The sequence below is a fragment of the Plantactinospora sp. B24E8 genome (assembly GCF_039871735.1).
GTDB lineage: Bacteria > Actinomycetota > Actinomycetes > Mycobacteriales > Micromonosporaceae > Plantactinospora.
This window is the reverse complement of sequence record NZ_JBDPMH010000021.1, coordinates 46275-72329: the sequence shown is the minus strand read 5'-3', so window position 1 is coordinate 72329 and position 26055 is coordinate 46275. Positions and strand designations below refer to the sequence as shown.

23 protein-coding genes and 1 pseudogene are annotated in these 26055 nt (G+C 72.9%); 17 read left to right on the top strand and 7 right to left on the bottom strand.

Going from position 1 to position 26055, the window contains the following annotated elements:
* Nucleotides 1-362: 362 nt before the first annotated feature.
* From ABGB21_RS25235 to ABGB21_RS25205, 7 genes are all read left to right on the top strand, one after another.
* Nucleotides 363-782: a TraR/DksA C4-type zinc finger protein gene (locus ABGB21_RS25235; protein WP_347656960.1), complete on the top strand. Its 420-nt coding sequence runs from the start codon at nucleotides 363-365 to the stop codon at nucleotides 780-782.
* A gap of 42 nt (nucleotides 783-824) precedes the next feature.
* A complete protein-coding gene (gene lspA / locus ABGB21_RS25230) occupies nucleotides 825-1475 on the top strand; it encodes a signal peptidase II (protein WP_347656993.1) in 651 nt (216 codons plus the stop codon).
* Nucleotides 1472-2431 carry an RluA family pseudouridine synthase gene (locus ABGB21_RS25225; protein WP_347679850.1) on the top strand — a complete coding sequence of 320 codons (960 nt, stop codon included), beginning with the start codon at nucleotides 1472-1474 and terminating at the stop codon, nucleotides 2429-2431. The genes lspA and ABGB21_RS25225 overlap by 4 nt, the downstream gene beginning before the upstream one ends.
* A gap of 33 nt (nucleotides 2432-2464) precedes the next feature.
* A complete protein-coding gene (locus ABGB21_RS25220; protein WP_347679848.1) occupies nucleotides 2465-3691 on the top strand; it encodes a hypothetical protein in 1227 nt (408 codons plus the stop codon).
* Between the two features lie 131 nt (nucleotides 3692-3822).
* Nucleotides 3823-5637, top strand: coding sequence for an AAA family ATPase (locus ABGB21_RS25215; RefSeq protein WP_347679846.1), 1815 nt, complete (start codon nucleotides 3823-3825; stop codon nucleotides 5635-5637).
* A 310-nt stretch (nucleotides 5638-5947) separates the two neighbouring features.
* Nucleotides 5948-9487 carry a DNA polymerase III subunit alpha gene (gene dnaE, locus ABGB21_RS25210; RefSeq protein ID WP_347679844.1) on the top strand — a complete coding sequence of 1180 codons (3540 nt, stop codon included), beginning with the start codon at nucleotides 5948-5950 and terminating at the stop codon, nucleotides 9485-9487.
* Nucleotides 9488-9599: 112 nt separating this feature from the next.
* Entirely contained in the window at nucleotides 9600-10442 is an 843-nt protein-coding gene (locus ABGB21_RS25205; RefSeq protein WP_347656955.1) for a DUF2567 domain-containing protein, read from the top strand.
* On the opposite strand, the gene ABGB21_RS25200 is transcribed toward ABGB21_RS25205, so the two are convergent.
* Complete coding sequence (locus tag ABGB21_RS25200; protein ID WP_347679842.1) at nucleotides 10357-11151, bottom strand: LON peptidase substrate-binding domain-containing protein; 795 nt, start codon at nucleotides 11149-11151, stop codon at nucleotides 10357-10359. The genes ABGB21_RS25205 and ABGB21_RS25200 overlap by 86 nt on opposite strands.
* 173 nt (nucleotides 11152-11324) lie before the next feature.
* Here ABGB21_RS25200 and hisD point away from each other — a divergent pair, with 173 nt between their 5' ends.
* The 8 genes from hisD (at nucleotide 11325) to hisF (ending at nucleotide 17181) form a co-directional block, all read left to right on the top strand.
* Nucleotides 11325-12668 (top strand): histidinol dehydrogenase, encoded by a 1344-nt coding sequence (gene hisD, locus ABGB21_RS25195; protein ID WP_347679840.1) that lies wholly within the window; start codon nucleotides 11325-11327, stop codon nucleotides 12666-12668.
* Nucleotides 12665-13786: a histidinol-phosphate transaminase gene (locus ABGB21_RS25190; protein ID WP_347656953.1), complete on the top strand. Its 1122-nt coding sequence runs from the start codon at nucleotides 12665-12667 to the stop codon at nucleotides 13784-13786. The genes hisD and ABGB21_RS25190 overlap by 4 nt, the downstream gene beginning before the upstream one ends.
* A gap of 60 nt (nucleotides 13787-13846) precedes the next feature.
* Nucleotides 13847-14458 carry an imidazoleglycerol-phosphate dehydratase HisB gene (gene hisB, locus ABGB21_RS25185; RefSeq protein ID WP_331215783.1) on the top strand — a complete coding sequence of 204 codons (612 nt, stop codon included), beginning with the start codon at nucleotides 13847-13849 and terminating at the stop codon, nucleotides 14456-14458.
* A complete protein-coding gene (locus ABGB21_RS25180) occupies nucleotides 14458-14628 on the top strand; it encodes a hypothetical protein (protein ID WP_347656952.1) in 171 nt (56 codons plus the stop codon). The genes hisB and ABGB21_RS25180 overlap by 1 nt, the downstream gene beginning before the upstream one ends.
* A complete protein-coding gene (gene hisH, locus ABGB21_RS25175; protein ID WP_347656991.1) occupies nucleotides 14628-15257 on the top strand; it encodes an imidazole glycerol phosphate synthase subunit HisH in 630 nt (209 codons plus the stop codon). The genes ABGB21_RS25180 and hisH overlap by 1 nt, the downstream gene beginning before the upstream one ends.
* Nucleotides 15254-15580, top strand: a complete 327-nt coding sequence (locus ABGB21_RS25170) for a hypothetical protein (RefSeq protein WP_347656951.1) — start codon at nucleotides 15254-15256, stop codon at nucleotides 15578-15580. The genes hisH and ABGB21_RS25170 overlap by 4 nt, the downstream gene beginning before the upstream one ends.
* A 67-nt stretch (nucleotides 15581-15647) precedes the next feature.
* On the top strand, nucleotides 15648-16382 hold the full coding sequence (gene priA / locus ABGB21_RS25165; protein ID WP_347656950.1) for a bifunctional 1-(5-phosphoribosyl)-5-((5-phosphoribosylamino)methylideneamino)imidazole-4-carboxamide isomerase/phosphoribosylanthranilate isomerase PriA: 735 nt from the start codon (nucleotides 15648-15650) through the stop codon (nucleotides 16380-16382).
* Nucleotides 16383-16410: 28 nt separating this feature from the next.
* Entirely contained in the window at nucleotides 16411-17181 is a 771-nt protein-coding gene (hisF, locus tag ABGB21_RS25160; RefSeq protein WP_347656949.1) for an imidazole glycerol phosphate synthase subunit HisF, read from the top strand.
* Between the two features lie 55 nt (nucleotides 17182-17236).
* Here the strand turns inward: hisF and ABGB21_RS25155 are convergent.
* Both ABGB21_RS25155 and ABGB21_RS25150 read right to left on the bottom strand, forming a co-directional pair.
* A pseudogene (locus ABGB21_RS25155) lies at nucleotides 17237-17683 on the bottom strand (hypothetical protein); the annotation flags it as partial.
* Between the two features lie 140 nt (nucleotides 17684-17823).
* A complete protein-coding gene (locus ABGB21_RS25150; protein WP_347656947.1) occupies nucleotides 17824-18534 on the bottom strand; it encodes a hypothetical protein in 711 nt (236 codons plus the stop codon).
* Between the two features lie 59 nt (nucleotides 18535-18593).
* On the opposite strand from ABGB21_RS25150, the gene ABGB21_RS25145 reads away from it, so the two are divergent.
* Complete coding sequence (locus ABGB21_RS25145) at nucleotides 18594-20051, top strand: PLP-dependent aminotransferase family protein (protein ID WP_347656946.1); 1458 nt, start codon at nucleotides 18594-18596, stop codon at nucleotides 20049-20051.
* 69 nt (nucleotides 20052-20120) lie between these two features.
* Here ABGB21_RS25145 and ABGB21_RS25140 read toward each other — a convergent pair whose 3' ends face one another.
* The 3 genes from ABGB21_RS25140 to ABGB21_RS25130 all read right to left on the bottom strand — a co-directional run bounded on the left by ABGB21_RS25140 (nucleotide 20121) and on the right by ABGB21_RS25130 (nucleotide 23959).
* Nucleotides 20121-20957, bottom strand: coding sequence for a GNAT family N-acetyltransferase (locus ABGB21_RS25140; RefSeq protein WP_347656945.1), 837 nt, complete (start codon nucleotides 20955-20957; stop codon nucleotides 20121-20123).
* Between the two features lie 192 nt (nucleotides 20958-21149).
* Nucleotides 21150-21965, bottom strand: a complete 816-nt coding sequence (locus ABGB21_RS25135; protein WP_347679838.1) for an ATP-binding protein — start codon at nucleotides 21963-21965, stop codon at nucleotides 21150-21152.
* Nucleotides 21966-22132: 167 nt separating this feature from the next.
* Nucleotides 22133-23959 carry a long-chain fatty acid--CoA ligase gene (locus ABGB21_RS25130; protein ID WP_347657902.1) on the bottom strand — a complete coding sequence of 609 codons (1827 nt, stop codon included), beginning with the start codon at nucleotides 23957-23959 and terminating at the stop codon, nucleotides 22133-22135.
* 337 nt (nucleotides 23960-24296) lie between these two features.
* On the opposite strand from ABGB21_RS25130, the gene ABGB21_RS25125 reads away from it, so the two are divergent.
* Nucleotides 24297-24671, top strand: a complete 375-nt coding sequence (locus tag ABGB21_RS25125; RefSeq protein ID WP_347657901.1) for a hypothetical protein — start codon at nucleotides 24297-24299, stop codon at nucleotides 24669-24671.
* Nucleotides 24672-24709: 38 nt separating this feature from the next.
* Here ABGB21_RS25125 and ABGB21_RS25120 read toward each other — a convergent pair whose 3' ends face one another.
* Complete coding sequence (locus ABGB21_RS25120) at nucleotides 24710-25942, bottom strand: hypothetical protein (protein ID WP_347657900.1); 1233 nt, start codon at nucleotides 25940-25942, stop codon at nucleotides 24710-24712.
* Nucleotides 25943-26055 lie beyond the last annotated feature (113 nt).

Here is a 26055-nt window from a genome sequence, read left to right as displayed (position 1 = left end):
GGAGTGTGCGGCGGGTCCGCCGCGCGCCCGTTTCTGCACTGGGGGACGCCATGGCCGAGCGGGCGAGGGCCGCAGGCGATATGACCGGTACATCCGGTTTGTCGTCGGTGGCCGGTGGCCCGAATCCGGCCGGTGGCCGCCAGCACACTCCCGGCGCTCCGGCGCCGGACGTGCCGGCGGCCTCGCCACCCGGCGTTTGTGCAGTCCGGCGTTGGCGACCTGTGCTGCCGACAGCATCCCACTGGTCGCACCCGCCGGAGCGACCGCACCGAACAGGTCCACCGGCTCCGTCGGGGTGACGGCGCGACGAACCTGTCCAGGCACGGCCGACCGCCGCGGGGTCCGCGGCTGAGGGAGCGACGATGGCAAAGCCAGCCGACACCAGGACCGCCGGCCGTAAGTCGGCACCGAAGACCGCGCGCAGCAGCGCCGAGACCGAGAAGATCCGGGCGGCCCTGGCAGCCCGCCGCGACGAACTGCGCGGCGAGTACGATCAGACGCTGAGCGAGATCACCGAGCTGCAGCGCGAACGGCTGACCGACTCGGCCGGGGACGACCAGGCCGACACCGGCACCAAGACGTTCGAGCGGGAGCAGGAGATCTCCCTCGCCAACAGCATCCTGGAACGCATCACCCAGGTGGAGCGCGCTCTGGAGCGGCTTGACGAGGGCAGTTACGGCTGGTGCGAGCGGTGCGGCAACCCGATCCCGGTGGAGCGGCTCGCCGCGTTCCCGTCGGCCACCCTCTGCGTCGCCTGCAAGCAACTGGAGGAGCGCCGGTGAGCGGTCCGGGGTCGTGACCGGAGGAAGGGACTCCTGCTGAACATCGACGACGAGCGGACGACCGAGGCGCGGCCGGCCGGGGCCGACCCGGAGGGACCGAACCGACCGCGCGTACGGCGGCTCGCCGTCTCGGTACTGGTCGGTGCCGCCGTACTGGCCTGGCTCGCCGACCTCGGCACGAAGCACCTCGCCCTGGCGACGCTCGCCGACCGGGAGCCGGTACGCCTGCTCGGCGGCGCCGTCTACCTCACCCTCACCCGCAACAGCGGCGCGGCGTTCAGCCTCGCCTCCGACCACACCTGGGTCTTCCCCCTGGTCACCGCCGTGGTGATCGGCTGGATCGGCTGGCTGGCCGGCAGACTGCGTTCGCTGCCCTGGGCGATCGCGCTGGGACTGGTGCTCGGTGGTGCGATCGGCAACCTGACCGACCGGATCTTCCGGGCCCCCGGCGTGTTCGTCGGGCACGTGGTCGACATGGTCAGCCTCTTCGACCCGTACGGGCGGGTGTGGCCGATCTTCAACCTCGCGGACAGCGCCCTGGTCACCGGGGTCTGCCTGGCGGTCCTGCTGGAACTGACCGGTCGGCAGCGCGACGGGACCCGGATCCGGGCCCGCCGGGCTGCCCCGGAGAACGCCCCGGACGCGGCCGTGGCCCCGGGAACCGACGCCGACCGACGGGACGACCAGGCATGACCTTTGCGTACAACGCCGGACAGGTACGTCCGGCCGGGGAGACCCGTACCCTGCCGGTGCCGGAGGGACTTGACGGGATGCGGCTGGACCAGGCGGTCTCCCGACTGCTCGGGCTCTCCCGGACGACCGCGGCGGCGCTGGTCGAGGCGGGCGACGTAACCGTCGACGGGACCGCCCGGCCCAAGTCCGACCGGGTGGCCGCCGGTTCCTGGCTCGAGGTGGTGCTGCCCGCACCGGCCGCGCCGCCGACGGTCATCGCCGAGACGGTCCCCGGACTGCGGGTGATCCACGCCGACGACGACATCGTGGTGGTCGACAAGCCGGTCGGGGTGGCCGCCCACCCGAGCCCGGGCTGGACCGGCCCGACCGTCATCGGCGGGCTTGCCGCCCTCGGCCACACCATCGCGACCAGCGGTGCGGCCGAGCGGCAGGGGGTCGTGCACCGACTGGACGTCGGGACCACCGGGGTGATGGCGGTGGCCAAGAGCGAACGGGCGTACAGCCTGCTCAAGCGGGCCTTCAAGCTCCGCGAGGTGGAGAAGCGGTACCACGCGGTGGTGCAGGGACACCTCGACCCGCTGCGCGGCACCGTCGACGCGCCGATCGACCGGCACCCGACCCACGACTACCGGTGGGCGGTGATGGCGAGCGGGAAACCGAGCATCACCCACTACGACACGTTGGAGGCGTTCCCGGCGGCGAGCCTGCTCGACGTACGACTGGAGACCGGCCGGACCCACCAGATCCGGGTGCACCTGTCCACCCTGCGGCATCCGTGTGTCGGTGATCTGACGTACGGGGCGGATCCCACCCTGGCCACCCGGCTCGGCCTCAGCCGACAGTGGCTGCACGCCCGCGAGTTGGCGTTCGCACACCCCGGGACGGGTGAGCCGGTTCGGTTCGTGAGCGACTACCCTGACGACCTGGCACATGCACTTCGCATCTTGCGCGATTGACCGCCAGCCAGCCGACGAGGGGAAGTTCCGCCCGTGCGCCCCGGTGACCTGTTGCGTCAGTTGGACCGGCAGCTGCTGCCGCCGCTGGCCCGTGGCCTGACCCGGCTCGGACAGGGGCCGCTGCGCCTGCGGCTGCGGCTGTTGACCAGTGTCGCGCTGCTCTGCTCGGTGGCCGTACTGGTCACCGCGGTCTGGGCGGCGGACCGGCCGCCGGCGATCGACCCCACGCTCGGCGACGTCGCCCGGGTCGGGGTGGTGCAGGGCGAGTCCATCCCCGGCTACGTCGCGGCCAGCCGCGGCGAGCTGGCCGCGCTGATCGCGGCACCGCCGGCCGGCGCGGCGCCGCGGCCGTACGCGCTGGTGACCCTCGCCGCCTACCTGGCTCCGGACCGGTTGCCGCCGGTCCTGGCCGGGGTGGAGATCTCCGAGGTGTACGCCCGGCTGTGGCGGCCGGGCAGCCAGACCCAGATCGTGCGTATTCCGGCGCTCCGCCTGCCCGACGACGTGACCGCAGGGATGCTGGAGGTCGCCGAGCGCAAGGACCAGGAGGTCCGGGACTACCAGGAGCGCAGTGCGGCGGTGGTCGGCGACAGCCCGGACGCGCAGGAGCTGCGCCGGTTCTACGACAGCGGCGCCCGGGTCGCCTCGGACGAGGCGATCGCCTACCGGTCCGGCTGCTCGTGCGTGTACGCGGCGGTGGTCCGGGGCGAGCCGGCGGCCCTGGGGCGGGTCGCCGCCCGGGCGGGTGTACGGGCGGTGGACCCGGCGCCGGAGGTGCGCCGACTGGACCGGACCGTCTTCACCCCGCCCCTGCCGGAGCAGGAGGACGTGGTACGTCCGCCCGCCGACTCGAGCATGCCACCGGCGCCGACCGCCCCGGGCGATCCGACCGGCCCGGTGTTGCCACCGGCCGGTTCGGCGGCCTCGGACGGCGTGCCCGGGACACCGGGCGGTGCGCTGGATCCGTCGGCGAGCGGTGCTCCGGCCTCCGGCCCGCGACCCGCCCCGTCGTCCACCGCGCCAGCCCCTGACCCGGTCCACACCCCGCCGGCCAGCCCGGAGGGCGGGACCGGCACGACCGGGCCGGAGGAGCCGGCCACCGTCCCCAGGGACGGCGGCAGTCCGGGCACCCCACCCGACGGGTCGCCGGGCAACCCGGAGAACGGGTCCTCGCCGGACAGCGCCGGACCGGCCGGGGATTCGCCGGCTCCGCGGCTGGGTGACGCGCCGAGTGGGAACGCACCGAGCGGGGAACCGTGAGCCGGTGACGGCCAGCGGGGCTCCGGCGGCGACGGCCACACCGATGAATGGGTGCGTGCCGCCGGTGGCCCGAATAGGGTTTGCTTCGTAGCCTGTCAGGGCGGGGACCGAGGGCGCTGGGAGGGCGAGCCGTGGACGGCACGGAGACCGGCTGGGGCCGGCCGGCGGAATCAGCACCGCGGTGGCGGGCGCTGCTCGACCGGGCCCTGCACGGCAGCCGCACCGACGAGCACCAGGTCCTCGACGAGCGGTCCGGGCCGGGGGCGGCCGGCGGTGGGTTGACCGGCGGAGGTGGGGCGGGCGGCCCCGGCCGGTCCGGCCGCACAGCACCGCCGGGCGATCCCGGCTATCCGTCCGGTTACGGTCCGCACGGCGGACCGGAACGGCCCGGAGAGTCGCGGTACGCCGCGTTGGAGAACGGCTACCGGCACGACTCCTTCTTCGGACCGGAGCCGGGGCGACCGGCCGAGGCCGGTTGGTCCGACCCGGGGTACCACCCGGAGCCCGGCTATCCGGCCGCCCCGGCTCAGCGCCCCGATCCCGGATACCGGCCCGAGCCGGGCCGGCCGGCCGACGGCGGTCACCCCGGTGAGTCCCGGTATGCCGCGCTCGGCACCGGCTGGCGGCCGCCCGCTCCACCGCCGCCGCCGGTCAACCCGCCGAGCGGTCCGCCGCCCCTGCCCCGCCGCCCGCCGCCGCAGTCGGCCGCGCCGGCCCTGCCGTACCGCGGCCGGCCGGACGAGGCGGGCCTGCCGCACCGGGGCGTACCCGAGGATCCGGGTCCGGCCCGACGGAGCGCGCCCGAGGTCGCGGCCCCGCCCGGCCGGGTCGTCCCGGCGCCCCGGGCCGCCCTGACCCCACCGCCGGCTGCCCTGACCCCACCGCCGGCTGCCCTGACCCCACCGCCGGCTGCCCTGACCCCACCGCCGGCTGTCCCGGTCGAGCCGGCGTTCCGGCCGGCTCCGACCGAACCGGCGTTCCGGCCCACGCCCGCCCGTCCGGCGCCCGGTGCGGCCCCGGTCGACCCCCCGGCCCGCTACGGAACGCCGGAGACCGGCTACGCCAGGTCGCCGGTACGGCCCGCCGTCGACCCGGCGCCACCGGCCCGGGCCGGATGGCCGCGTCGGCAGCCCGACGCCGAGGTGGAACGGGCGATCGGCGTCCTCAAACGCGACCTCGGCTCGCCCCGGGTGCTGGCCTTCGCCAACCCCAAGGGCGGTGTGCACAAGACCACCGCGACCGTGCTCGCCGCGGCCACCATCGGCGGGGTACGCGGCCGGGGCGTGCTGGCCTGGGACGACAACGAACTGCGGGGCACCCTCGGCCTGCGCGCCGGCAGCGCCCGGCACGCCCGGACGATCCGGCACCTGGTCGCCGAGCTGATGGAGATCGAGGTCCTGCCCGGCAACCAGCTGACCGAGCGACTCGACGACTACCTGCGGCACGCCTCGGACGGCTCGTACGACGTCCTGGCCGGCGAGGAGAGCCCCCGGTTCGCCCAGCGGCTCGACCAGCACACCGTGAAACGGGTGCTCGAACTGCTGCGCCGCAGCCACGACGTGATCTGCGTCGACACCGGCAACAACGTGGAGAGCTCGAACTGGCAGACCGTGCTGCGCGCGGCGGACCAGCTGGTGGTCACCACGGTGCCCCGGGAGGACGCGGCGTTCACCGCCGACTGGATGCTCGACCTGCTGCACGAGATCGGGATGGGCGAGCTGGTGGAGAACGCGGTGACCCTGCTCTCCTGCCCGACGCCGGGGCAGTCGCCGCTGCTGGAGGACCTGAAGCGGCACTTCGCCACCCGGACCAGGGCGGTGGCGGTGGTGCCGTACGACCCGGCGCTGGAGACCGGTTCGTCGATCGAGTACGCCCAGCTGCAGCAGGAGACCCGGGACGCCTGGCTGCAGGCCGCCTCGATGATGATCGAGCCGTTCGCCCGCTGATCCGCCCACCGGGCGAGTCGGTCTGGAGGCGGGGAGATCAACGGACTAGGCTCGGGGACCGGCGGTCGCGCCGTCGGGGGGACCCGCCGGGCTGGTGGGCACCGGGCCGTCGCCGGCTGCAAGGGGGGCATCGGAGCTGCGCCGACGCGGGTGCGTGGGCGCGGTTGCCGTACCGTGCCCGCAGCCGGGGAACGTGTCCTGACGGGTGCCCGCCGTACGACCGACGGTCGCCGGGTGACCGGAGACCCGGTCGGCTGATCGGCCGATGCCGGGCCGGCCGGTGGCCGCGCGAGGGGAAGGGGGGCCCTGGGTGTCTGACTCGTTCGTGCACCTGCACAACCACACCGAGTATTCGATGCTCGACGGTGCGGCGCGGCTCAAGGAGCTGTTCGCCGAGACCGGTCGGCTGGGCATGCCAGCGCTGGCGATGACCGACCACGGCAACCTGTACGGCGCGTACGACTTCTTCAAGCAGGCCACCGGAGCCGGGGTCAAGCCGATCATCGGAGTCGAGGCCTACCTCACGCCGGGGACGGACCGGCGGGACCGGACCCGGGTGCGCTGGGCCGATGGCGGCGGGAACGACGTCTCCGGCGGTGGCGCGTACACCCACATGACCATGTGGGCCGCCGACGCCGAGGGACTGCGCAACCTGTTCCGGCTGAACTCCCGGTCGAGCCTGGAGGGCTACTTCTACAAGCCGCGCGCCGACCGGGAACTGCTGCACGAGTACGGCAGGGGGCTGATCGCCACCACCGGCTGCCCCTCCGGCGAGGTGCAGACCTGGCTGCGGATCGGCAACTTCGACAAGGCGTGCGAGTCGGCGGCCGAGTTCCGGGACATCTTCGGGACGGACAACTTCTACCTCGAGTTGATGGACCACGGTCTCGACATCGAGCAGCAGGTCCGGCAGGACCTGATCCGGCTCGGCAAGCGGCTCAACCTGAAGCCGGTGGCCACCAACGACCTGCACTACACGTACGCCAAGGACGCGGACGCGCACGAGGTGCTGCTCTGTGTCCAGTCCGGGTCGACGCTGGCCGACCCGAAGCGGTTCAAGTTCGACTCCCAGGGCTACTACCTCAAGTCGCCGGCCGAGATGCGCGCGCTCTGGGACGCCGAGGTGCCCGGCGCCTGCGACAACACCCTGGAGATCGCCGAGCGGATCGGCGACTACTCCGAGGTCTTCGCCTCCCGCAACCTGATGCCGCAGTTCCCGATCCCCGAGGGGGAGACCGAGGAGTCGTGGCTGCGCAAGGAGGTCGCACGCGGGCTGGAGCGGCGCTTCCCGAACGGGGTGCCGGACGACCGCCGGCGGCAGGCCGAGTACGAGCTCGACGTGATCATCAAGATGGGCTTCCCCGGCTACTTCCTGGTCACCGCCGACCTGATCGCGTACGCCAAGCGGGAGGGGATCCGGGTCGGGCCGGGTCGTGGCTCGGCGGCCGGCGCGCTGATCGCGTACGCACTCGGCATCACCGAACTCGACCCGATGCAGCACGGTCTGCTCTTCGAACGGTTCCTCAACCCCGACCGCGTCTCGATGCCTGACATCGACATGGACTTCGACGAGCGTCGGCGCGGCGAGATGATCCGCTACGCCACCGAGAAGTACGGCGACGCGCGGGTCGCCCAGATCATCACGTACGGCACGATCAAGGCGAAGGCGGCGATCAAGGACGCGGCCCGGGTGCTCGGCTACCCGTTTGCGATGGGTGACCGGATCACCAAGGCGATGCCGCCGGCGGTGATGGGCAAGGACATCCCGCTCGGCGGCATCTTCGACCCGTCGCACCCGCGTTACCCGGAGGCGGTGGAGTTCCGCCAGCTCTACGAGGGCGACGGCGAGGTCCGCAAGGTCGTCGACACGGCCAAGGGCCTGGAGGGGCTCAAACGGCAGTGGGGTGTGCACGCGGCCGGGGTCATCCTGTCCCGGGACCCGCTGGTCGACGTCCTGCCGATCCACAAGCGGGAGCAGGACGGCGCGATCATCACCCAGTGGGACATGGGTGCCTGCGAGACCATCGGCCTGCTGAAGATGGACTTCCTGGGCCTGCGCAACCTCACCATCATGGACGACGCGCTGGACGCGATCCGGGAGAACCGGGGCGAGGAACTCGTCCTGGAGGACCTGCCGCTGGACGACAAGGCCACCTACGACCTGCTGGCCCGGGGTGACACCCTCGGGGTGTTCCAGTTCGACGGCGGGCCGATGCGGGCGCTGCTGCGCTCGATGGCGCCGGACAACTTCGAGGACATCTCCGCGGTCGGTGCGCTCTACCGGCCCGGTCCGATGGGCGCCAACGCGCACAACGAGTACGCCGACCGCAAGAACAACCGCAAGCCGGTGGTGCCGATCCATCCGGAGCTCGCCGAGCCGTTGAAGGAGATCCTGGGCGACACCTACGGGTTGATCGTCTACCAGGAGCAGGTCATGGCGATCGCGCAGAAGGTCGCCGGGTACTCGCTCGGCGCCGCGGACCTGCTCCGCCGGGCGATGGGTAAGAAGAAGAAGGAGATCCTCGACAAGGAGTTCAAGCCGTTCTCCGCCGGCATGAAGGAGAAGGGGTTCTCCGACGCGGCGATCAAGACGCTCTGGGACATCCTCGTCCCGTTCTCCGACTACGCGTTCAACAAGGCGCACAGCGCCGCGTACGGGGTGGTCTCCTACTGGACCGCGTACCTGAAGGCGAACTATCCGGCCGAGTACATGAGCGCCCTGCTCACCTCCGTCGGTGACGACAAGGACAAGTCGGCGGTCTACCTCGCCGAGTGCCGCCGGATGGGCATCAAGGTGCTGCCGCCGGACGTCAACGAGTCCAACGCCCGGTTCGCCGCCGTCGGCACCGACATCCGGTTCGGTCTGGCCGCGGTCCGCAACGTCGGTGCCAACGTGGTCGAGTCGATCCGCCGGTCCCGCAAGGAGAAGGGCGCGTTCACCGACTTCTACGACTACCTGCGCAAGGTCGACGCGGTGGCCTGCAACAAGAAGACGATCGAATCGCTGATCAAGGCGGGGGCGTTCGACTCCCTCGGGCACACCCGCAAGGGGCTGCTGGCCGTGCACGCCGACGCGATCGACTCGTTCATCGCGCTCAAGCGCAACGAGGCGGTCGGCCAGTACGACCTCTTCGGTGACGCGTTCGGCGGCGGGGGCGAGGCCGCCGGCGGTGGCGGCATGGTGGTGACGCCGCCGATCCCGGACGGCGAGTGGGACAAGACCGACCTGCTCACCTTCGAGCGGGAGATGCTCGGCCTGTACGTCTCCGACCATCCGCTGTTCGGGGTGGAGCACGTGCTGGCCAACGCCGCCGATATGCCGCTCTCCGCGCTCGCCGAGGAGGGGAACGTCTCCGACGGCCAGGTGGTCACCCTGGCCGGCATCCTCTCCGGGGTGCAGCGCCGGATCACCAAGCAGGGTCGGGCCTGGGCCTCGGCCACCCTGGAGGACCTCGGCGGCGCGGTCGAGGTGCTCTTCTTCCCGAACACCTACGAACTCGTCGGGCAGTACATCGCCGAGGACGCGATCGTGGTGGTCAAGGGTCGGGTCGACCGGCGCGACGACCAGCCCCGGCTGATGGCGATGGACCTGTCGATGCCGGAGATCACCGCCGCCGACGAGGTCAAGCCGGTGGTCCTCGCCCTGCCTCCGTCCCGCTGCACCCCGCCCCTGGTAGAGCGGCTCCGCGAGGTGCTGACCAGCCACCCCGGCTCGGCGGAGGTGCACGTCAAACTGGTCAACGGCTCCCGGGCCACCCTGCTGCGGCTCAGCCCGATGCGGGTGGCGCCGACCACCGCCCTGATGGCCGACCTCAAGGCCCTGCTCGGCCCGAGCGCCGTCGCCGGCTGAGGGTGTCAGGGAACGGCCGCTCCGCGCAGCGGGGCGGCCGGGACTGACACCCTCGGGTCGGTTTCGCCGGACCGGACCGCCGACGGTCGGTCGTGCCTGAGAGGATCATCGGGTGAGTCCGGCAACCTCTCATCCCGCCGACCGGTCCGGCGGCGACGACGACCGTCCCGCCGCCGCTGCGGCTCCGTCCGCCTCATCCGCACCGCCGGCCGGTGGCGACGGTGTGACCGGCGGCGAGCCGTCCGACGGGCCGCCCACCACCGAACTGTCCGACGCCCCGCCGGCCGCCGAGCCGTCCCGGCGGCGGTTGCGCGGCGTCGCCGTCAACCTCGGGGTGTTCCTGGTGCTGATCCTGCTGGGCCTGCCGTTCGGGCTGGTCTGGTCGGCGGTGTCGCCCGGGGTGCCGGTGCTGCAGACCGAGGACGGTGCGATCCTCGCCGAGCCGTCACCGGAGGGGTTCATCGCCGCCGACGGGTGGTTCACCCTGCTCGGCTTCGGGCTCGGTGTCCTGGTGACGATCGCTGTCTGGGTGCTGCTCCGCCGGCACCGGGGACCGCTCGGCATGGTCGTGGTGGTGCTCGGCATGCTCGGTGCCGCCCTCGTCGCCTGGCAGGTGGGGCGGCACATCGGGCTGGCCGGGTACGAGCGGATGCTGGAGACCGCGCCGGCCGGCACGAACTTCACCAAGCCGCCGGACCTGCAGGCCGGTCAGTTCTACGAGGCGCTCGGTTTCATCCCGGCGATCCAGGACCTGCTGGTGCCGGCGTTCGGCGCGGTGCTGGTCTACACCCTGCTGGCCGGCTGGTCGCGCTATCCGGGTCTGCGACCCGAGGAGGAGCCGCCGCCGTGGACGCCGGACCTGTCGCCGGTCAGTTCGGGCTCAGCGGTACCGCCAGCTCCGCCAGCGGCACCGGGACCGCCCGGACCTGACGCAGCAGAGCCGCCTCGCGGTTGAGCAGGCGCAGTTCGGCGCGGAGCCGTCCGGCCGTGTCCGGGGTCGCCAGCAGCCGCTGCCGGTCGCCGAGGGTCAGCGCGGCGGTGGCCGCCACCAGGTGGGACAGCACGGTCGGGTCGTCCGGCAGCTGTTCGGCGATCTCCTCCGGGTCGTCCCGGACCAGGGCGAGGTACTGCCGGAAGACCGCGAGGACCCGGGGAGCGAGTTGGTCGGCGGCCTGTTCCTGACCGGTCGGTTCGGGCAGCCAGTCGACCTCGGCGGTCAGGTACGGCGTTTCCCCCTGGGTGACGTCGTTGATCCGGAACCGGCGTCGTCCCACCGTCACCACGTCGAGCCGGCCGTCCGGCAGCTCGGTCACCTGACGCAGTTCCGCCGTACAGCCGATGTCGTGCAGGGTGACCAGCGACGTCCGGCCGCCCGGTTCGGCGGCCGCCCGGTCCGCCGGGGTCCCACCCCCGAAGCCGGGAGCGACGGCTCCGCCCGGGCCGACCCCGCCCAGGCCGACGGTGCCGGGGCCCGGGCCACCGGCGACCGGTGCCGGGCCGCCGCCGCGGATGGCGACCACACCGAACTCCCGGGGCGTACCCTCCGGAAGGTCGGTCAGGTGTCGGATCAGTGCGAGATAGCGCGGCTCGAATATGTGCAGCGGCAGCACCAGACCGGGAAAGAGCACCGTCTCGAGCGGAAACACCGGTAGCCGCGCACCCACCGGACGAGCCTAACCGGTCCCGGGCGCCCTCGACCGTACGTGGTTCGGCTGATCCGGACCCGGCTTCGGCTGACCACATCGCCGGCCGAACGGCGGGTACGTGGTCCGGCTCACCGTCCCGCCCGCTGGACGCAGCCGCTGCGCCGGCCGGTGCGACGAATAGACTGCCAAGGGTGTTGAACCGGATCGACCTGCGCGGCGGGTGGCGTGATCCACGCGCCCTGCTGCCCCGTGCCCAGCTTGACGTCTCCGTCGCGGTGGAGAAGATCCGCCCGCTCGTCGAGGCGGTCCGCGAGCATGGGTTCACCGCGATCCGGGACGCCACCCAGCGCTTCGACGGCCTGCTGCTGGACCGGCTGCGGGTGCCGGCCGAGACCATCGCCGGAGCCGAGTCGACGCTGGAGCCGGAGGTCCGGGAGGCACTGGTCGAGAGCATCAGCCGGGCCCGGCGGGTGCACGCCGACCAGCGGCGGACCGACGTGGTCACCGAGGTCGTGCCGGGCGGCGTCGTCACCGAACGCTGGGTGCCGGTCGACCGGGTCGGGCTGTACGTCCCGGGTGGCCTGGCCATGTACCCGTCGACCGTGGTGATGAACGTGGTGCCGGCCCAGGCCGCCGGGGTCCGGTCGCTGGTGGTGGTGAGCCCGCCGCAGCCGGAGAACAACGGCCTGCCCGACGCCCGGGTGCTGGCCGCCTGCGCGCTGCTCGGCGTCGACGAGGTCTACGCGGTCGGCGGGGCCCAGGCGGTGGCGATGCTCGCCTACGGGGCGGCGACCGACGCCGACGGCACCGGGCACTGCGAACCGGTCGACATGATCACCGGCCCGGGCAACATCTGGGTCACCGCCGCCAAACGGCTGCTGCGGGGTGTGGTCGGGATCGACGCCGAGGCGGGTCCGACCGAGATTGCCGTACTGGCCGACGAGACGGCCGACCCGGTGCACGTCGCCGCCGACCTGATCAGCCAGGCCGAGCACGACCCGCTGGCGGCGAGCGTGCTGGTCACCCCGTCGGTCGAGCTGGCCGACGCGGTCGACCGGGAGCTGGCCCGGCAGGTTCCGGAGACCAAACACACCGACCGGATCAACACCGCGCTCACCGGCCCGCAGAGCGGGGTGGTGCTGGTCGACGACCTGGCGGCCGGGCTGCGGGTGGTCGACCTCTACGCCGCCGAGCACCTGGAGATCCAGACCCGGGACGCCCGCGAGTGGGCACTCCGGGTACGCAACGCCGGGGCGATCTTCGTCGGGCCGTACGCGCCGGTGTCGCTCGGCGACTACTGCGCCGGTTCCAACCACGTGCTGCCCACCGGCGGCTGCGCCCGGCACTCCTCCGGGCTGTCGGTGCAGTCGTTCCTGCGCGGCATCCACATCGTGGAGTACACCGAGGCGGCGCTGCGGGACACCGCCCGGCACGTGGTGACCCTGGCCGGGGTGGAGGACCTGCCCGCGCACGGCCAGGCGGTCGCCGTCCGGTTCGCCGCGCCCCCGCCGGCCGCCGAGGGGGCACCGGCGTGACCTCGCTCGACGACCTGCCGATCCGCGACGACCTGCGGGGGCGCAGCCCGTACGGCGCGCCGCAGCTGGACGTGCCGGTGCGGCTGAACACCAACGAGAACTCGTACCCGCTGCCCGAGTCGGTGGTGGACGCGATCGGCAAGGCGGTCGCCGCCGAGTTGCGTGACCTCAACCGCTATCCGGACCGGGACGCGGTGGCGCTCCGCGCCGACCTGGCCGACTATCTCGGGCACGGGCTCGGCGTCGGCAACGTCTGGGTGGCCAACGGCTCCAACGAGGTGCAGCAGCAGCTGTTCCAGGTCTTCGGTGGTCCGGGACGGACCGCGCTCGGCTTCACCCCGGCGTACTCGATGCATCCGCTGCTCGCCACCGCGACCGGCACCGCCTGGCGGGACGGTCGGCGGGACGCCGACTTCGGGCTGACCGTCGCGCACGCCGTGGCGCAGGTCCGGGAGCACCGCCCTGACCTGGTCTTCCTCTGCTCGCCGAACAACCCGACCGGGACGGCGCTGGATCCGGCGGTGCTGGACGCGGTGCTGGCCGAGGCGCCCGGCATGGTGGTGGTCGACGAGGCGTACGCGGAGTTCGCCCGGCCCGGCACGCCGACCGCGCTCGCCCTGCTGCCCGGCCAGCCGCGGCTGGTGGTGACCCGGACGATGAGCAAGGCGTTCGGTTTCGCCGGCGGACGGCTCGGTTACCTCGCCGCCGACCCGGCGGTGGTCGACGCGGTGCAGCTGGTCCGGTTGCCGTACCACCTGTCGGCGCTCACCCAGGCCGCCGCCCGGGCGGCGCTGGCCCACCGCGACACCCTGCTCGGCACCGTCCAGGCGATCAAGGAGCAGCGGGACGGGATCGTCTCCGGCCTGCGGGCCCGGGGCCGGACGGTGGCCGACAGCGACGCGAACTTCGTGCTCTTCGAGGTCGGCGCCGACCAGCGGACCGCCTGGCGGGCGCTGCTCGACCACGGTGTGCTGGTCCGGGATGTCGGCCTGGCCGGCTGGCTGCGGGTCACCGCCGGCACCCCGGAGGAGACCGACGCCTTCCTCGCCGCCCTGGACGCCTGGGCGGCCGCGCCGGCCGGATCCGGTGTGGGGGCCGGTGCCGGCGGTCCCGAATGACGCCGAGCCGGCCCGTCCTGTCATGCTGAAGCCGCGCAGTCGCGAACGAAAGGTCCTACCGTGAGCAGAACCGCCCGGGTCGAGCGGACCACGGCCGAGACCAAGGTCCTCGTCGAGCTGGACCTCGACGGCACCGGTAAGGCCGAGATCAACACGGGGGTCGGGTTCTACGACCACATGCTGAACCAGATCGCCCGGCACGGCGGCTTCGACCTGACCGTGCAGACCGTCGGCGACCTGGAGATCGACGCCCACCACACCGTCGAGGACACCGCGCTCGCCCTGGGGACCGCGTTCGACCAGGCGCTCGGCGACAAGGCCGGCATCCGGCGGTACGGTTCGGCCACCATCCCGATGGACGAGGTGCTGGTCCGGGCCGCGGTCGACCTCTCCGGCCGCCCGTACGTGGTGCACGACGAGCCGGCGCTGGCCCCGTACATCGGGCCGGTCTATCCGACCAGCATGACCCGGCACATCTGGGAGTCGTTCGGCCAGTCGGCCCGGCTCACCCTGCACGTCTCGGTGCTGCGGGCGGCCCGCCCGGGCGGCCACCCGGACGCGCACCACGTGGTGGAGGCACAGTTCAAGGCCGTCTCCCGGGCGCTGCGCGAGGCGGTGTCGATCGACGTACGCGCCGGTGGCGCGATTCCCAGCACCAAGGGGCTGCTCTGATGGGCGCCGTACTGCCGGTGCTGCTGTTCGCCCTGGGCGGGGTGCTGATCGGCGGGGCGTGGTCGATGCACCGCCAGGGCGCGTCCCGGGGCGCTCTCCTGCTGGTCGGCACGCTCGCGGTCCTCGCCACCGCCGGTGGGGTGCTGTGGCTGATCCCCGGGGGCACCTGATGGCTCCCGCGCCGAACGTCGTGGTGTTGGACTACGGCTCCGGCAACCTGCGCTCCGCACAGCGCGCGGTGGCCCGGGCCGGTGCCGAGGTCACCGTCACCGCCGACCTGGCCGCGGCCTCGGCCGCGGACGGTCTGGTGGTGCCCGGGGTGGGCGCCTTCGCCGCCTGCATGGCCGGGATCGAGGCACTACGGGCCGGTCCGGTGATCGCCGAACGGGTCGCGGCCGGCCGCCCGGTGCTGGGCATCTGCGTCGGCATGCAGATCCTCTTCGAGTACGGCGAGGAGCACGGCGTGGTCACCAAGGGGCTCGGGCTGCTGCCCGGCGCGGTGACCCGGCTCGCCGCCCGGCGGGTCCCGCACATGGGCTGGAACACCGTACGCACGCCGGCCGACTCGACGCTGTTCGCCGGACTGCCGACCGACTCGCGCTTCTACTTCGTCCACTCGTACGCCGCCACCGAACTGTCCGCCCTGACCGGGGCCGGGGCGCTGGTGACGACGGCCGAGCACGAGACCCGGTTCGTGGCGGCGGTGGAGCGGGGGCCGCTGTCGGCGGCGCAGTTCCACCCGGAGAAGTCCGCCGACACCGGCCGGGTACTGCTGACCAACTGGCTGGGGACCCTGTGAGCCGGGAACGGGCCCGCCGCCGGGCCGAACGGGAGGCCGAGGCCGAGCGGGCCCGGGCCAGACGGGCCCGGGTGGTGGCCCGGCGCCAGCGTCGTCGGGCGCTGCTGCGCCGCCTCACCCCGCGGCTGCCGGACCGGCGTACGGGTCGGCTGTACGCCCGGCGCAGCCGGGGCGAACGGGCCGGGGTGGTGGTCCTCGCCCTTATCGCGATCGGTGCCATCTGGCTTTTTGTCGACGACCTTGCGCTGCGGCTCGGCCTGATCATCCTGTTGCTGCTGGCCCTGCCGGCGATCGTGGTGATCGCGTTGGGCCGGCGCACCTGACCACCGGCCCGGCGGGGTGTCAGCCGCGGGTCCGGGCCACTGTTCCATCCGAGAAGAGGAGATCCCGTTGAGCCTCACCCTGCTCCCCGCCGTCGACGTGGCGGACGGTCAGGCGGTCCGCCTGGTCCAGGGCGCCGCCGGCAGTGAGACCAGCTACGGCGACCCGCTGGAGGCCGCGCTGGCCTGGCAGTCCGACGGTGCCACGTGGATCCATCTGGTCGACCTGGACGCGGCGTTCGGCCGGGGCTCGAACGCGGAACTGCTCGCCGAGGTGGTCGGCCGGCTCGACGTACGGGTGGAGCTCTCCGGCGGGATCCGGGACGACGAGTCGCTGCGGGCGGCGCTGGCCACCGGGGCGGCCCGGGTCAACATCGGCACCGCCGCGCTGGAGGACCCGCAGTGGTGCGACCGGGTCGCCGCCGAGTACGGCGACCGGGTGGCGATCGGGCTGGACGTGCGGGGCAGTACCCTCTCGGCGCGGGGCTGGACCCGGGACGGCGGTGACCTCTTCGAGGTGCTGGAACGGCTGGACAAGGCCGGTGCGGCCCGGTACGTGGTCACCGACATCACCAAGGACGGCATGATGCGCGGCCCCAACCTGGACCTGCTCCGGGACGTCTGCGCCCGTACCCCGGCCCCGGTGATCGCCTCGGGCGGCGTCTCCACCCTCGACGACCTGCGGGCGCTGGCCGGCCTGGAGTCGATCGGGGTGGAGGGCGTGATCGCCGGCAAGGCGCTCTACGCCGGGGCGTTCACCGTCGCCGAGGCGCTCGCCGTGCTGGCCGGGGCGGAGGCGTCGTGACCACCACCTCGCCGGACAGGTGCGACGCATGACGGTCGCGGTGCGGGTCATCCCCTGCCTGGACGTGGACGCCGGCCGGGTGGTCAAGGGCGTCAACTTCGTCGACCTGCGGGACGCCGGGGACCCGGTCGAGCTGGCCGCCGCGTACGACGAGGCCGGTGCGGACGAGCTCACCTTCCTCGACGTCACCGCCTCCTCGGACGACCGTGGCACCATGCTCGACGTGGTACGCCGCACCGCCGAGTCGGTCTTCATCCCGCTCACCGTCGGCGGTGGGGTACGACAGGTCGCGGACGTCGACCGGCTGCTGCGGGCCGGTGCGGACAAGGTGGGGGTGAACACCGCCGCGATCAACCGCCCCGAGCTGATCGCCGAGATCGCCGAGCGCTTCGGCCGGCAGGTCCTGGTGTTGTCGTTGGACGTCCGACGGTGCCCGGCCGGGGTGACCACCGACAGCGGCTTCGAGGTGACCACCCACGGCGGGCGGCGGGGCACCGGCCTCGACGCGGTCGGCTGGGCCGCCCGGGCGGCGGAGTTGGGCGCCGGCGAGATCCTGCTCAACTCGATGGACGCGGACGGCACCAAGGCCGGCTTCGACCTGGCGCTGATCGGGGCGGTGCGGCGGGTGGTCGACGTGCCGGTGGTGGCCAGTGGCGGGGCGGGTACGGTCGCGCACTTCCCGCCGGCGGTCGCGGCCGGTGCCGACGCGGTGCTGGCGGCCAGCGTCTTCCACTTCGGCGAGCTGCGGGTCGGCGAGGTCAAGGACGCGCTGCGGGCCGCCGGTCACCCGGTCCGCTGAGGTCGCCGTCGGTTCGTCGACCCGGCCTGCCGGCGTGGCGCCGCTGGCCCGGCCCGTTCTCCGGTGACCGGCGGGGCATCGGCAGGGTGAACCGGGCCGCGTACTCCTGCACCGCCGCGTGGTGTTCGTCCTCCTCGAGGATCCAGTCGTGGTCTCCGGGGGCGTGCCGGCGGGTCAGTACCCCGTGCACGGTCTCCACCGCGGTGCCGACCCCGCCGTGCGGCCTGGTCCGCCACAGCCGTTCGCCGGCCGTGGTGACCCGGAACCAGCCGTCGGAGACGGTGACCAGGCCGGCGCCGACCAGCCGTCGCACCGCGGCCTCGATCTCGTGTCGGGCCGGGATGGCCCGGTTGAGGTGTTCGGCGGTGGAGAGCACGTCGGCGAGGCGGACCCCCTCCGGACGTCGGGTGGTGCTCGACCGCCGGTGCCGGCCGGCACCGCCCGCGATCACCAACGAGACGAAAATCCAGGCGTCGGACCACCGCCATCCGTCATCCCCCATGGGAGAGATGATGCCGTGTGGTGCCGGTCGACGGGAAGGTCATCAGTCGTTCATTCTTCTCCGGTCAGTCCGATTCACTGTCCATTGCGGACGATCTGTGCCGACTCTGTGGCGCGGGGTCGTCGTGTCGCGCCGTGGTGTCAGACCGTTGCCGCGTCGACTTTCTCCGTGGTCGGCGGGGCGGCTCCCGGCGTGGTCGGCGGGGCGGCTTCCTGCGTGGTCGGCCGGGACCCGGCGACGTCCGTGGGCGGCACGGTGAACAGCGGGATGAACAGGTGCACCAGTGGTCCGATGCCGACCGCGTACACCACGGTGCCGATCCCCACTGTGCCGCCGAGCAGCCAGCCGGCGGCCAGCACGGTCACCTCGATCACCGTACGGACCACGCGGATCGAGTGGCGCGGGTGCCGGGCCACAAAACCGGTCATCAGGCCGTCGCGTGGCCCGGGGCCGAACCGGGCGCCGATGTAGAGGCCGGTCGCCACTCCGTTGAGCAGGACACCGGTGACGAGGAAACCGATCCGGGCGGGGAGCGGGGAGACGGTCGGCAGCAGCCACAGGGCGACGTCGACCGCCACCCCGATGACCAGGACGTTGCTGACCGTGCCGAGCCCCGGACGTTGCCGCAGCGGGATCCAGATCAGCAGGACCAGTACACCGACGACGATCGTGACGGTGCCGATGGAGGCGCCGACGAGTCGGGAGAGTCCCTGCTGGAAGGCGCTCCAGGGGTCCAGGCCGAGCGTCGACTCGATCATCAGCGCCATGCTCAGGCCGTAGAGCACCAGGCCGGCGTAGAGCTGTCCGAGCCGTCGGAGCAGTCGGTCGGGTCGGTTGCCAATCCGTGTCATGCATGCCACTCTGAGGGCCAATCTGGGAGGTATGAAGGACCAATCAAGGAGATGTGGTTATGACTGGACTGGTCCGTGGCCCCCATCTGGCTCGGATGCTCGGCCAGTGGCACTCCCTGCCCGGTCGGCGACGCGACCCCGACTACGCCGCGCTCGCCGGGGCGGTACGGGGACTGCTCGCCGACGGGCGGCTGCCGCTCGGCGTACGCCTGCCGGCCGAACGGGAACTGGCCGAGGCGCTGCGGGTCAGCCGTACCACGGTCACCGCCGCCTACCGGTCGCTGCGGGAGACCGGGCACCTGACCAGCCGGCGCGGCGCCGGCAGCTGGACCACCCTGCCAAATGGCCACCGGGTGGGCAGCACCGGCATGTTGACCCCGCTGGAGGACCTGGACGTGATCGACCTCGGCTGCGCGGCACTGCCCGCGCCGGTCGAGCTGGCCGACGCCGCCCGGGCCGCCGTCGAGGACCTGGCCTGCTACCTCGGCGGCGCCGGATACCACCCGACCGGCATCATCGAACTGCGTACGGCGGTCGCCGAGCACTACACCGGACGGGGCCTGCCGACCAGCCCCGAGCAGATCCTGGTCACCAACGGCGTGCAGCACGCCCTCGACCTGGTACTGCGACTCGCGCTGCCGCCCGGAGCCGGCGTACTCGTGGAGTCGCCGACCTATCCCAACGCGTTGGCCGCGCTGGCCGCCCGCCGAGCCCGGATCACCACCCACGGCCTGGACGCCGGGGGACCGGGCTGGGACGCCGACCTGCTGCTCGGCGGCCTGCGGCAGACCCGGCCCCGGCTGGCGTACCTGATCCCCGAGTTCCAGAATCCGACCGGTCACCTGATGCCCGCCGACCTGCGGGAGCGGGTGGTGGCCGCGGCCCAGGCCGCCGGCACCGACCTGGTCGTCGACGAGTCCTTCGTGGACCTCGCCCTGGACGGCGTCGAGGTGCCGCCGCCGACCGCCGTCTTCGACCGGCACTCGCGGGTGGTCACCATCGGCGGGATGAGCAAACCGTACTGGGGAGGTCTGCGGATCGGCTGGATCCGCGCCTCGGCGCCGCAGGTGCAGCGGCTGGCCGCCACCCGGGTCGGGGTCGACATGGCCGGCCCGGTGCTCGACCAGCTCGTCGCGGTACGCCTGCTCGCCGCCGCCGGGACCATCGTGCCGGCCCGGCGGGCGCAGCTGGCCGCCCAGCGAGACGCCCTGCTGGCCGTGCTCCGGGCCGAACTGCCGACCTGGCGGGTACGGCCCCCGCAGGGCGGGGTCACGCTCTGGGCCGAGCTGGACGGGCCGATCGCCAGCGCGTTGGCCCGGGCCGCCGAGGAGGTCGGGGTACGGATCGCTCCCGGACCGAGGTTCGGCCTGGACGGCACCATGGAACGGTTCCTCCGGCTGCCGTTCACGCTGCCGCCGGCCGACCTCACCGAGGCGGTACGCCGACTCGCCGCCGTTCGGTACGACCTCGACCGGGTCACCCGTCCACACTGGCGGGAGCCGGCGGTGATCGCCTGACCGCCGTGCCGGATCAGCGGCGGCCGTGCCGGATCAGCGGCGGCCGTGCCGGATCAGCGGCGGCCGGCGTCAGGCGTCGGTGCCGCCCGGTGCCGGCTGCCAGACCCAGTCCTGCCGGTCGTAGAGCCGGGTGAATCCCACCCGGAGCAGGTTCTCCAACGACTGGTGGCGTTCGCCCGCCGCGGGCCGGCCGGTCTGCACGACGAGTCGGCGGCAACCGGCCTCGGCGGCCGCTCGGGCCCGGGCGGCCGTCAGGGCCGACTGGGCGCCCCGGCCACGGTGGCTCTCCCGGGTGACCGCGCTGTTCAGCCCGCCGACCTCGCCGTTCAGGAACAGGTTGGCCGCGGCCACCATCTGATCGCCGTCCCAGGCCGCGAACGCCCGGAAGTCCGGCTGCCCGAGAGTGGCCCGGAACAGGGTGTCGAAGTGCTCGGGCATCTGGAACACGGTGTACAGCAGGCTTACCCACTGTGCGAAGTCGGCCGCTCCGACCGGTCCGATCCGCAGGTCGGTGCGGGCCGGTGCGATGTCGCCCACCGCGCAGCCGAGCTGCACCGTGAACGCGCCCGGGGTGAGCCCGTACGCGGCGCGGATCTCGTCCCAGTCCGGGGGAAGCAGGTCGGGGGCGATCTGGATCCGCGCCGACGGGCTGCCCTGGTCACGGTGGAACTCGATCACCTTGTCGAGCACGTCCCGGGTGACCGGCTCGGTCACCCCGAGCCCGAGGGTCTTGTTCCAGTAGCCGGCCATCGGATCGTTGCGGGTGACCCAGGTGAACGCCCCGCCGATGCGGGTGGTGCTGATGCCGAGGGCCTGCCGGGTGCGCTCCGGCGCCAGGGCCACCATCCGGTAGTTGCACTCGGCTTCGGCGGATTCGGCCAGGGCGGCGAGATTCTCTGCTGACATGGGTGGTTCCAGGGGGCGTCGAAGGGCCGGGGCGGCCCGGGCGGACTGTGCTGCCGTCGACAACCGACCGGGTGGCGGCCGGATCTGTGGGCGACGACGTCCGTCATGGAACCCGGTGATCCCTTTCCTGACCAGCCCGGGGAGGGGCAGGTGTGAGCAGGATCTACGTACCCGTGAGTAGCTGGTCGGGGGTCAGGCCGGGTAGCCGTCCCGGGCGATCAGGTCCAGGCGGGGCAGCCGCAGCCGGGCCGCTCGGGGTGCCGGCAGGGACGCCCAGACCACCTTGCCGTCGGTGCCCGGCAGCACCCCCCAGCCGGCGACCGACCGGGCCACCAGGTCCAGTCCGCGCCCGCGCAGCGCGGGCGGTGTCGCCGCATCCTCGGCTCCGTCGGGCGTGGTGGCGATCCGGGGTACGCCGTGGTGCCGGTCGGCGACCGCGATCCGAAGTCGTTGACGGTGGTGGGAGACGGTGACGTCGATCTCCGTACCGGCGTGCTCCACGGCGTTCGCCACCAGTTCGGAGACGACGAGCTGGGCGTCGTCGGTCACCTCGGACAGACGCCACCGGTCGCAGCAGTCCCGGACCAGGCGCCGGGCGGTGGCCGCCGCCTGCGCCGCCGGGGCGAGCCGCTGGTGGGCCCGCCGGACCCCCGGTGGCACCGGGTACGGCCGGAGTCGGCTGAGTGCCTCGGAGAGTCGTGGATAGAGCCGGACCCGGCGGGTCGGCAGTCGACGCAGCGCCCCGGTCAACGCCGACGCCGGGGCGCAGACCAGTACGGTGATGCCCCGTCGGCAGGACTGTCCGAGCATGACCAGGGCCGGCAGCACGGTCGGCAGCAGACCGTCCGGGGTGACCCGGGTGCAGTCCAGCGCCACGTAGGGCGGGTGGTGCGCGGTGCAGGCCTCGAACGCGCGCTGCAGGGTGTACACCTGGGCCAGACTCCACCGGCCGGCCATGGTGATCACCAAGGCGCCGGTTTCCACGTGTGCCGCCACCATGGTCGTCATCCTGGGAACCCCCTCGCCGCCCGCCCGGGCGACCACCGGCTCGTCGGTCGCTCGGATGCTGCCTCTGGTCTTACCCCGGCGAGCGGCGGACGATTCCGGGTCGGCCGGATCGGTCGGTCCGGGTGACCCACCCGACCCCCCCCCCCCCCCCCCCCCCCCCCGCCCGCTCAGAGCTGGGCGAGGGTGCCCTCGTACATCTTGTTGATCTCGTCGGCGAAGCTGGTCTCCACGGCCTTCCGCTTGATCTTCATCGAGGGTGTCATCTCGCCGTCCTCGACGGTCAGTTCACGGGGCAGGATGGCCACCCTCTTGATCGTCTCCCAGCGGTTGAGCTTGGTGTTCAGGTCGTCGACGTACCCCTCGACCAGGCTGCGCACCTCGGCCGACGCGACGAGTTCGGCGTACGGACGCCCGGCGAGCGGTCCACCGGCGGCCCAGGCGGCGATCGCGTCGGCGTCCAGGCTGACCAGCATCGTGCAGTAGTTGCGGGCCTGGCCGATCACCACCGCCTGCGCGGTGTACGGGCAGATGGCCTTGAACATCCCCTCGATCGCCGACGGCGCGATGTACTTGCCGCCGGAGGTCTTGACCAGGTCCTTCTTCCGGTCCGTGATGGTGAGGAAGCCGTCGTCGTCGAGTTCGCCGATGTCACCCGTGCGGAAGAAGCCGTCCGAGGTGAACGCCGCCGCGGTCTCCTCGGGCAGGTTGTGGTAGCCACGCATCACCGGCGCGCCCCGGAGCAGGATCTCGCCGTCGGAGTCGATCCTGCACTCCAGGTCCGCGATCGCCTGACCGACGGTGCCGATCTTGAGCCTGCCGGGCCGGTTGACGAAGTTGGCCGCACTGCTCTCGGTGAGACCGTACCCCTCGTAGATCGGCAGCCCGGCGGCGGCGAAGAACCCGGCGATCTCCTTGCTCAGCGGCGCGGCGCCGGAGACCAGTACCCGGATCCGGCCACCGAGCCGGGCCTGGAGCTTGCTGAACACCAGCTTCTCCGCGATGCCGTAGCTGATCCGCAGGCCGGCGGAGACCGGTTGACCGGCCTGCTCCAGGGCGACCTTCCGCCTGCCGGTCCGTACCGCCCAGGCGAAGATCTTCGCCTTGGCCCCGCCGCCGGTCTGCGCGGTGGTGACCGCGCGGTTGTAGACCTTCTCGTAGATCCGGGGCGCGCCGCACATCAGGGTCGGCTTGACCAGGCCGAGCAGCTCGACCAGCTTGTCGAGTCGACCGTCCACGTACGTCGGCAGCCCGACGTGGATCACGCCGCAGAGCAGGGTCTTGCCGAACGAGTGGGACAGCGGCAGCCAGAGGTACTGCAGGTCGTCGGGCTCGAGGATGCCGATCGTCCCCTGGGCGACCCCCTCCCAGCACCAGCCGGCGTGCAGCAGTTCCACACCCTTGGGCCGGCCGGTGGTGCCGGAGGTGTAGATCAGGGTGGCCAGCCGGTCCGGGGAGATGTCGGCGACGATCCGCTCGATCAGGTCCGGATCCTGTTCCAGCGCGAGCGTGCCCTGCACCTCGAGGTCGCCGAGGGTGAGCTGGGTCGGGCTGGCCTCGGGATCCGCGGGCCCGTCCATCAGCACCACGTGGGTCAGCGCGGGCAGGTCCGCGGCGGCGACCTTGGCGGCCTGGGCGGCGTTCTCCGCGATCAGGATCTTCGAGCCGGAGTCGGTGAGGATGTAGGCGGTGTCCTCCGGCTCGGTGGTCGGATAGACCGTTGTGGTCGCGCCGCCCGCGCACATGATCCCGAGGTCGGCGAGCACCCAGTCGAGCCGGGTGTTGGCCGCGATCGCCACCCGGTCCTCGTGGTCGACACCGAGACCGCGCAGTCCGGCGGCGATGGCCTTCGCCCGCTGGCCGACCTGCGCCCAGCTGAGCCAGATCGGACCGGAGTCGTCGGGCGCGGGATGGGCGAAGGCGTCCCGGTCGGGGGTGGCCGAGACACGTTGCAGGAACATGTCGGGGATGGACCGGTACGGGATGTCGAGAGACATTGGGGGATAGCCTCCGGATATCGTGGCGTGACGGTGATCACGTTAAATCGCGGTTACCAGAGAGTATTGGCTCTTCCGGCCGCTCGGCTAGTGCTGATCGGACCGAGCCGGTACGGCTGGACGGACGGTAGGTCGAGGCCGTCCCGGTGCTGGCTCTTCGTGCTGGTCTGTTCACGAACTGTCGACATTTGCCGGGAGTGGCAAACCCTTGTCGGCCCGTCGCGTCTCTAAGCTATCCAGGCGTCGGCCCAGGCCAGTCGATCGGCGGACGAGGTCCCGCGGCCCCTGGTCGACACATTTCCGCGACAGACCACCCCCCCGGGTACGAGGAGAGAACGTGTCCATGGACGAATTCGGTTGCGGCGAGGCGGCACCGGGGCACGTCATCCACCTGCGGGTCGCCGTACCCACGCTGGACGCCGCCACCGATCTGGCCGCGTTGCTCACCGAGTCCCTGGCCTTCCTGCCGGAACTCGACGCCGGCGAGGTGACCGTCTCGGCGGAGGACGCCCAGCACGAACGGTTCCGGGTGTTCTGCGACCGGCGGCTGCCCGGTGGCGGCCGGTGCGGCGAGCGTGAGGGACACGGCGGCTCCTGCCGGTCCGGTCCGCCCGGAACCGGTCCGGGACAGTGGCCCGGGTTCGTCGAGATCAGCCCGGCGCCACCCCGGTTCCGGACCGGCGTACCGGTGCGGCTGCAGGGCCGACTGTGAAACCGTGTCCCACGATCGCGACGAGGTAGCGCGGGAGTTCAGTTCCCGCGCCAGCTGACGGTGGTCACCCCGACCAGTTCGTTCACCGCGACCCGGTCCTCGGTGGCGAGGATCCGGACCATCCGCTCCGCCTCCGGCAGGGACACGTGTCGGCCGGTCGACGTCTCCGTCGCGGGGTCCGGGCTCTCCAGCCAGAGCCGGCCCCGCTCCCAGCGCATCTGCACCGCCGCGTCGGAGCGGCCGACGTAGCAGATCCAGGCGCCGGTCCGGACCGGCATCCGCCGGACCATCTCGACAGCCTCGGCGGTTTCGAGGGGCACCGCCCGGTCCTGCAGACCGGCCGGGTGCTGCCAGGTCGCCTCCACCAGCCCGGCCTCGGGTGTCGGCTCGGCGGCCGGTGCCGTCGCACCCCGCAGCCGACGTACCAGGGTCATCCCGTCCCGACGACCGACCCGCAGTTCGGTGCCGTCCGGGAAACCGCCGACCAGGGTGTCCCAGTCCCGTCGTACCGTCACCGACGCCCCGTCGACGGTGACCCGGACCCGGATTCCGACCGGCAGCCACGGCAGGTGCAGACCGGTCAGCCAACTCGCCGCAAGGGTGCCGTCGGTCAGCGCGAACGGGCCCCGCCAGGCGTCGGGGACCGCCACCTCGACCGGTATGTCGTCCTCGACGACGGGCGGAACCGCCGCGAGCCGGCCGAACCGCCGACGCCGCAGGGTCAGCGGAACGAAGATCCGGGTGCCGGTGCTCCCGTCCCACCGCACCGGTAGGTCGTGGTCGCGCAGTGCGGCCGCCACCTCCTCGCCGATCTCGACCGTGGCCGGCCCGTCGAACAACCCGTACGCGAGGTACACCCCGCCGCCCTCGACGCCGCGCTCCGCGTCCTGCTGGTGGTAGAAGGTGTAGCCGCGTCGCTGGTCCCGCTCGTCGGCCTCGTCGCGGATCTCCTGGACGCCGCAGTTCTGGCAGCAGGTGAAGTCCTCCCGGGCGACGATGCCGGCGCTGTCCAGGGCGCGGAAGGCGAGGGTGAGCCGGTCGCTGTCGGTCGGCCCGGGAAACTCCGCCTGGGCGGCGAGATGTGCGGCCAGTTCACGGGCCGTGACCTCCCCGGCCCAACGGCGGACCACGTCCCGGTTCGCCTCGTCCTGGAAGTGGTACCCGGTCTCCTCGACGATCGTCGCGTACGGCAGGACGCCGAGCGCCACCTGCTGCCGTACGAACGCCTCGACCACCCCGCGGATGTCGTCCGTCTCCTCGTCAGTCTCCACGGCCGCGAACGCTAACAGCCTCGACCGACAGCCGTCGGCGAGCGATGTCACGGTCACGTCCCGCGGCGACCTCGACGCCACTTTCCCGCCGCCGGCGATGCCACGGTCGCGGG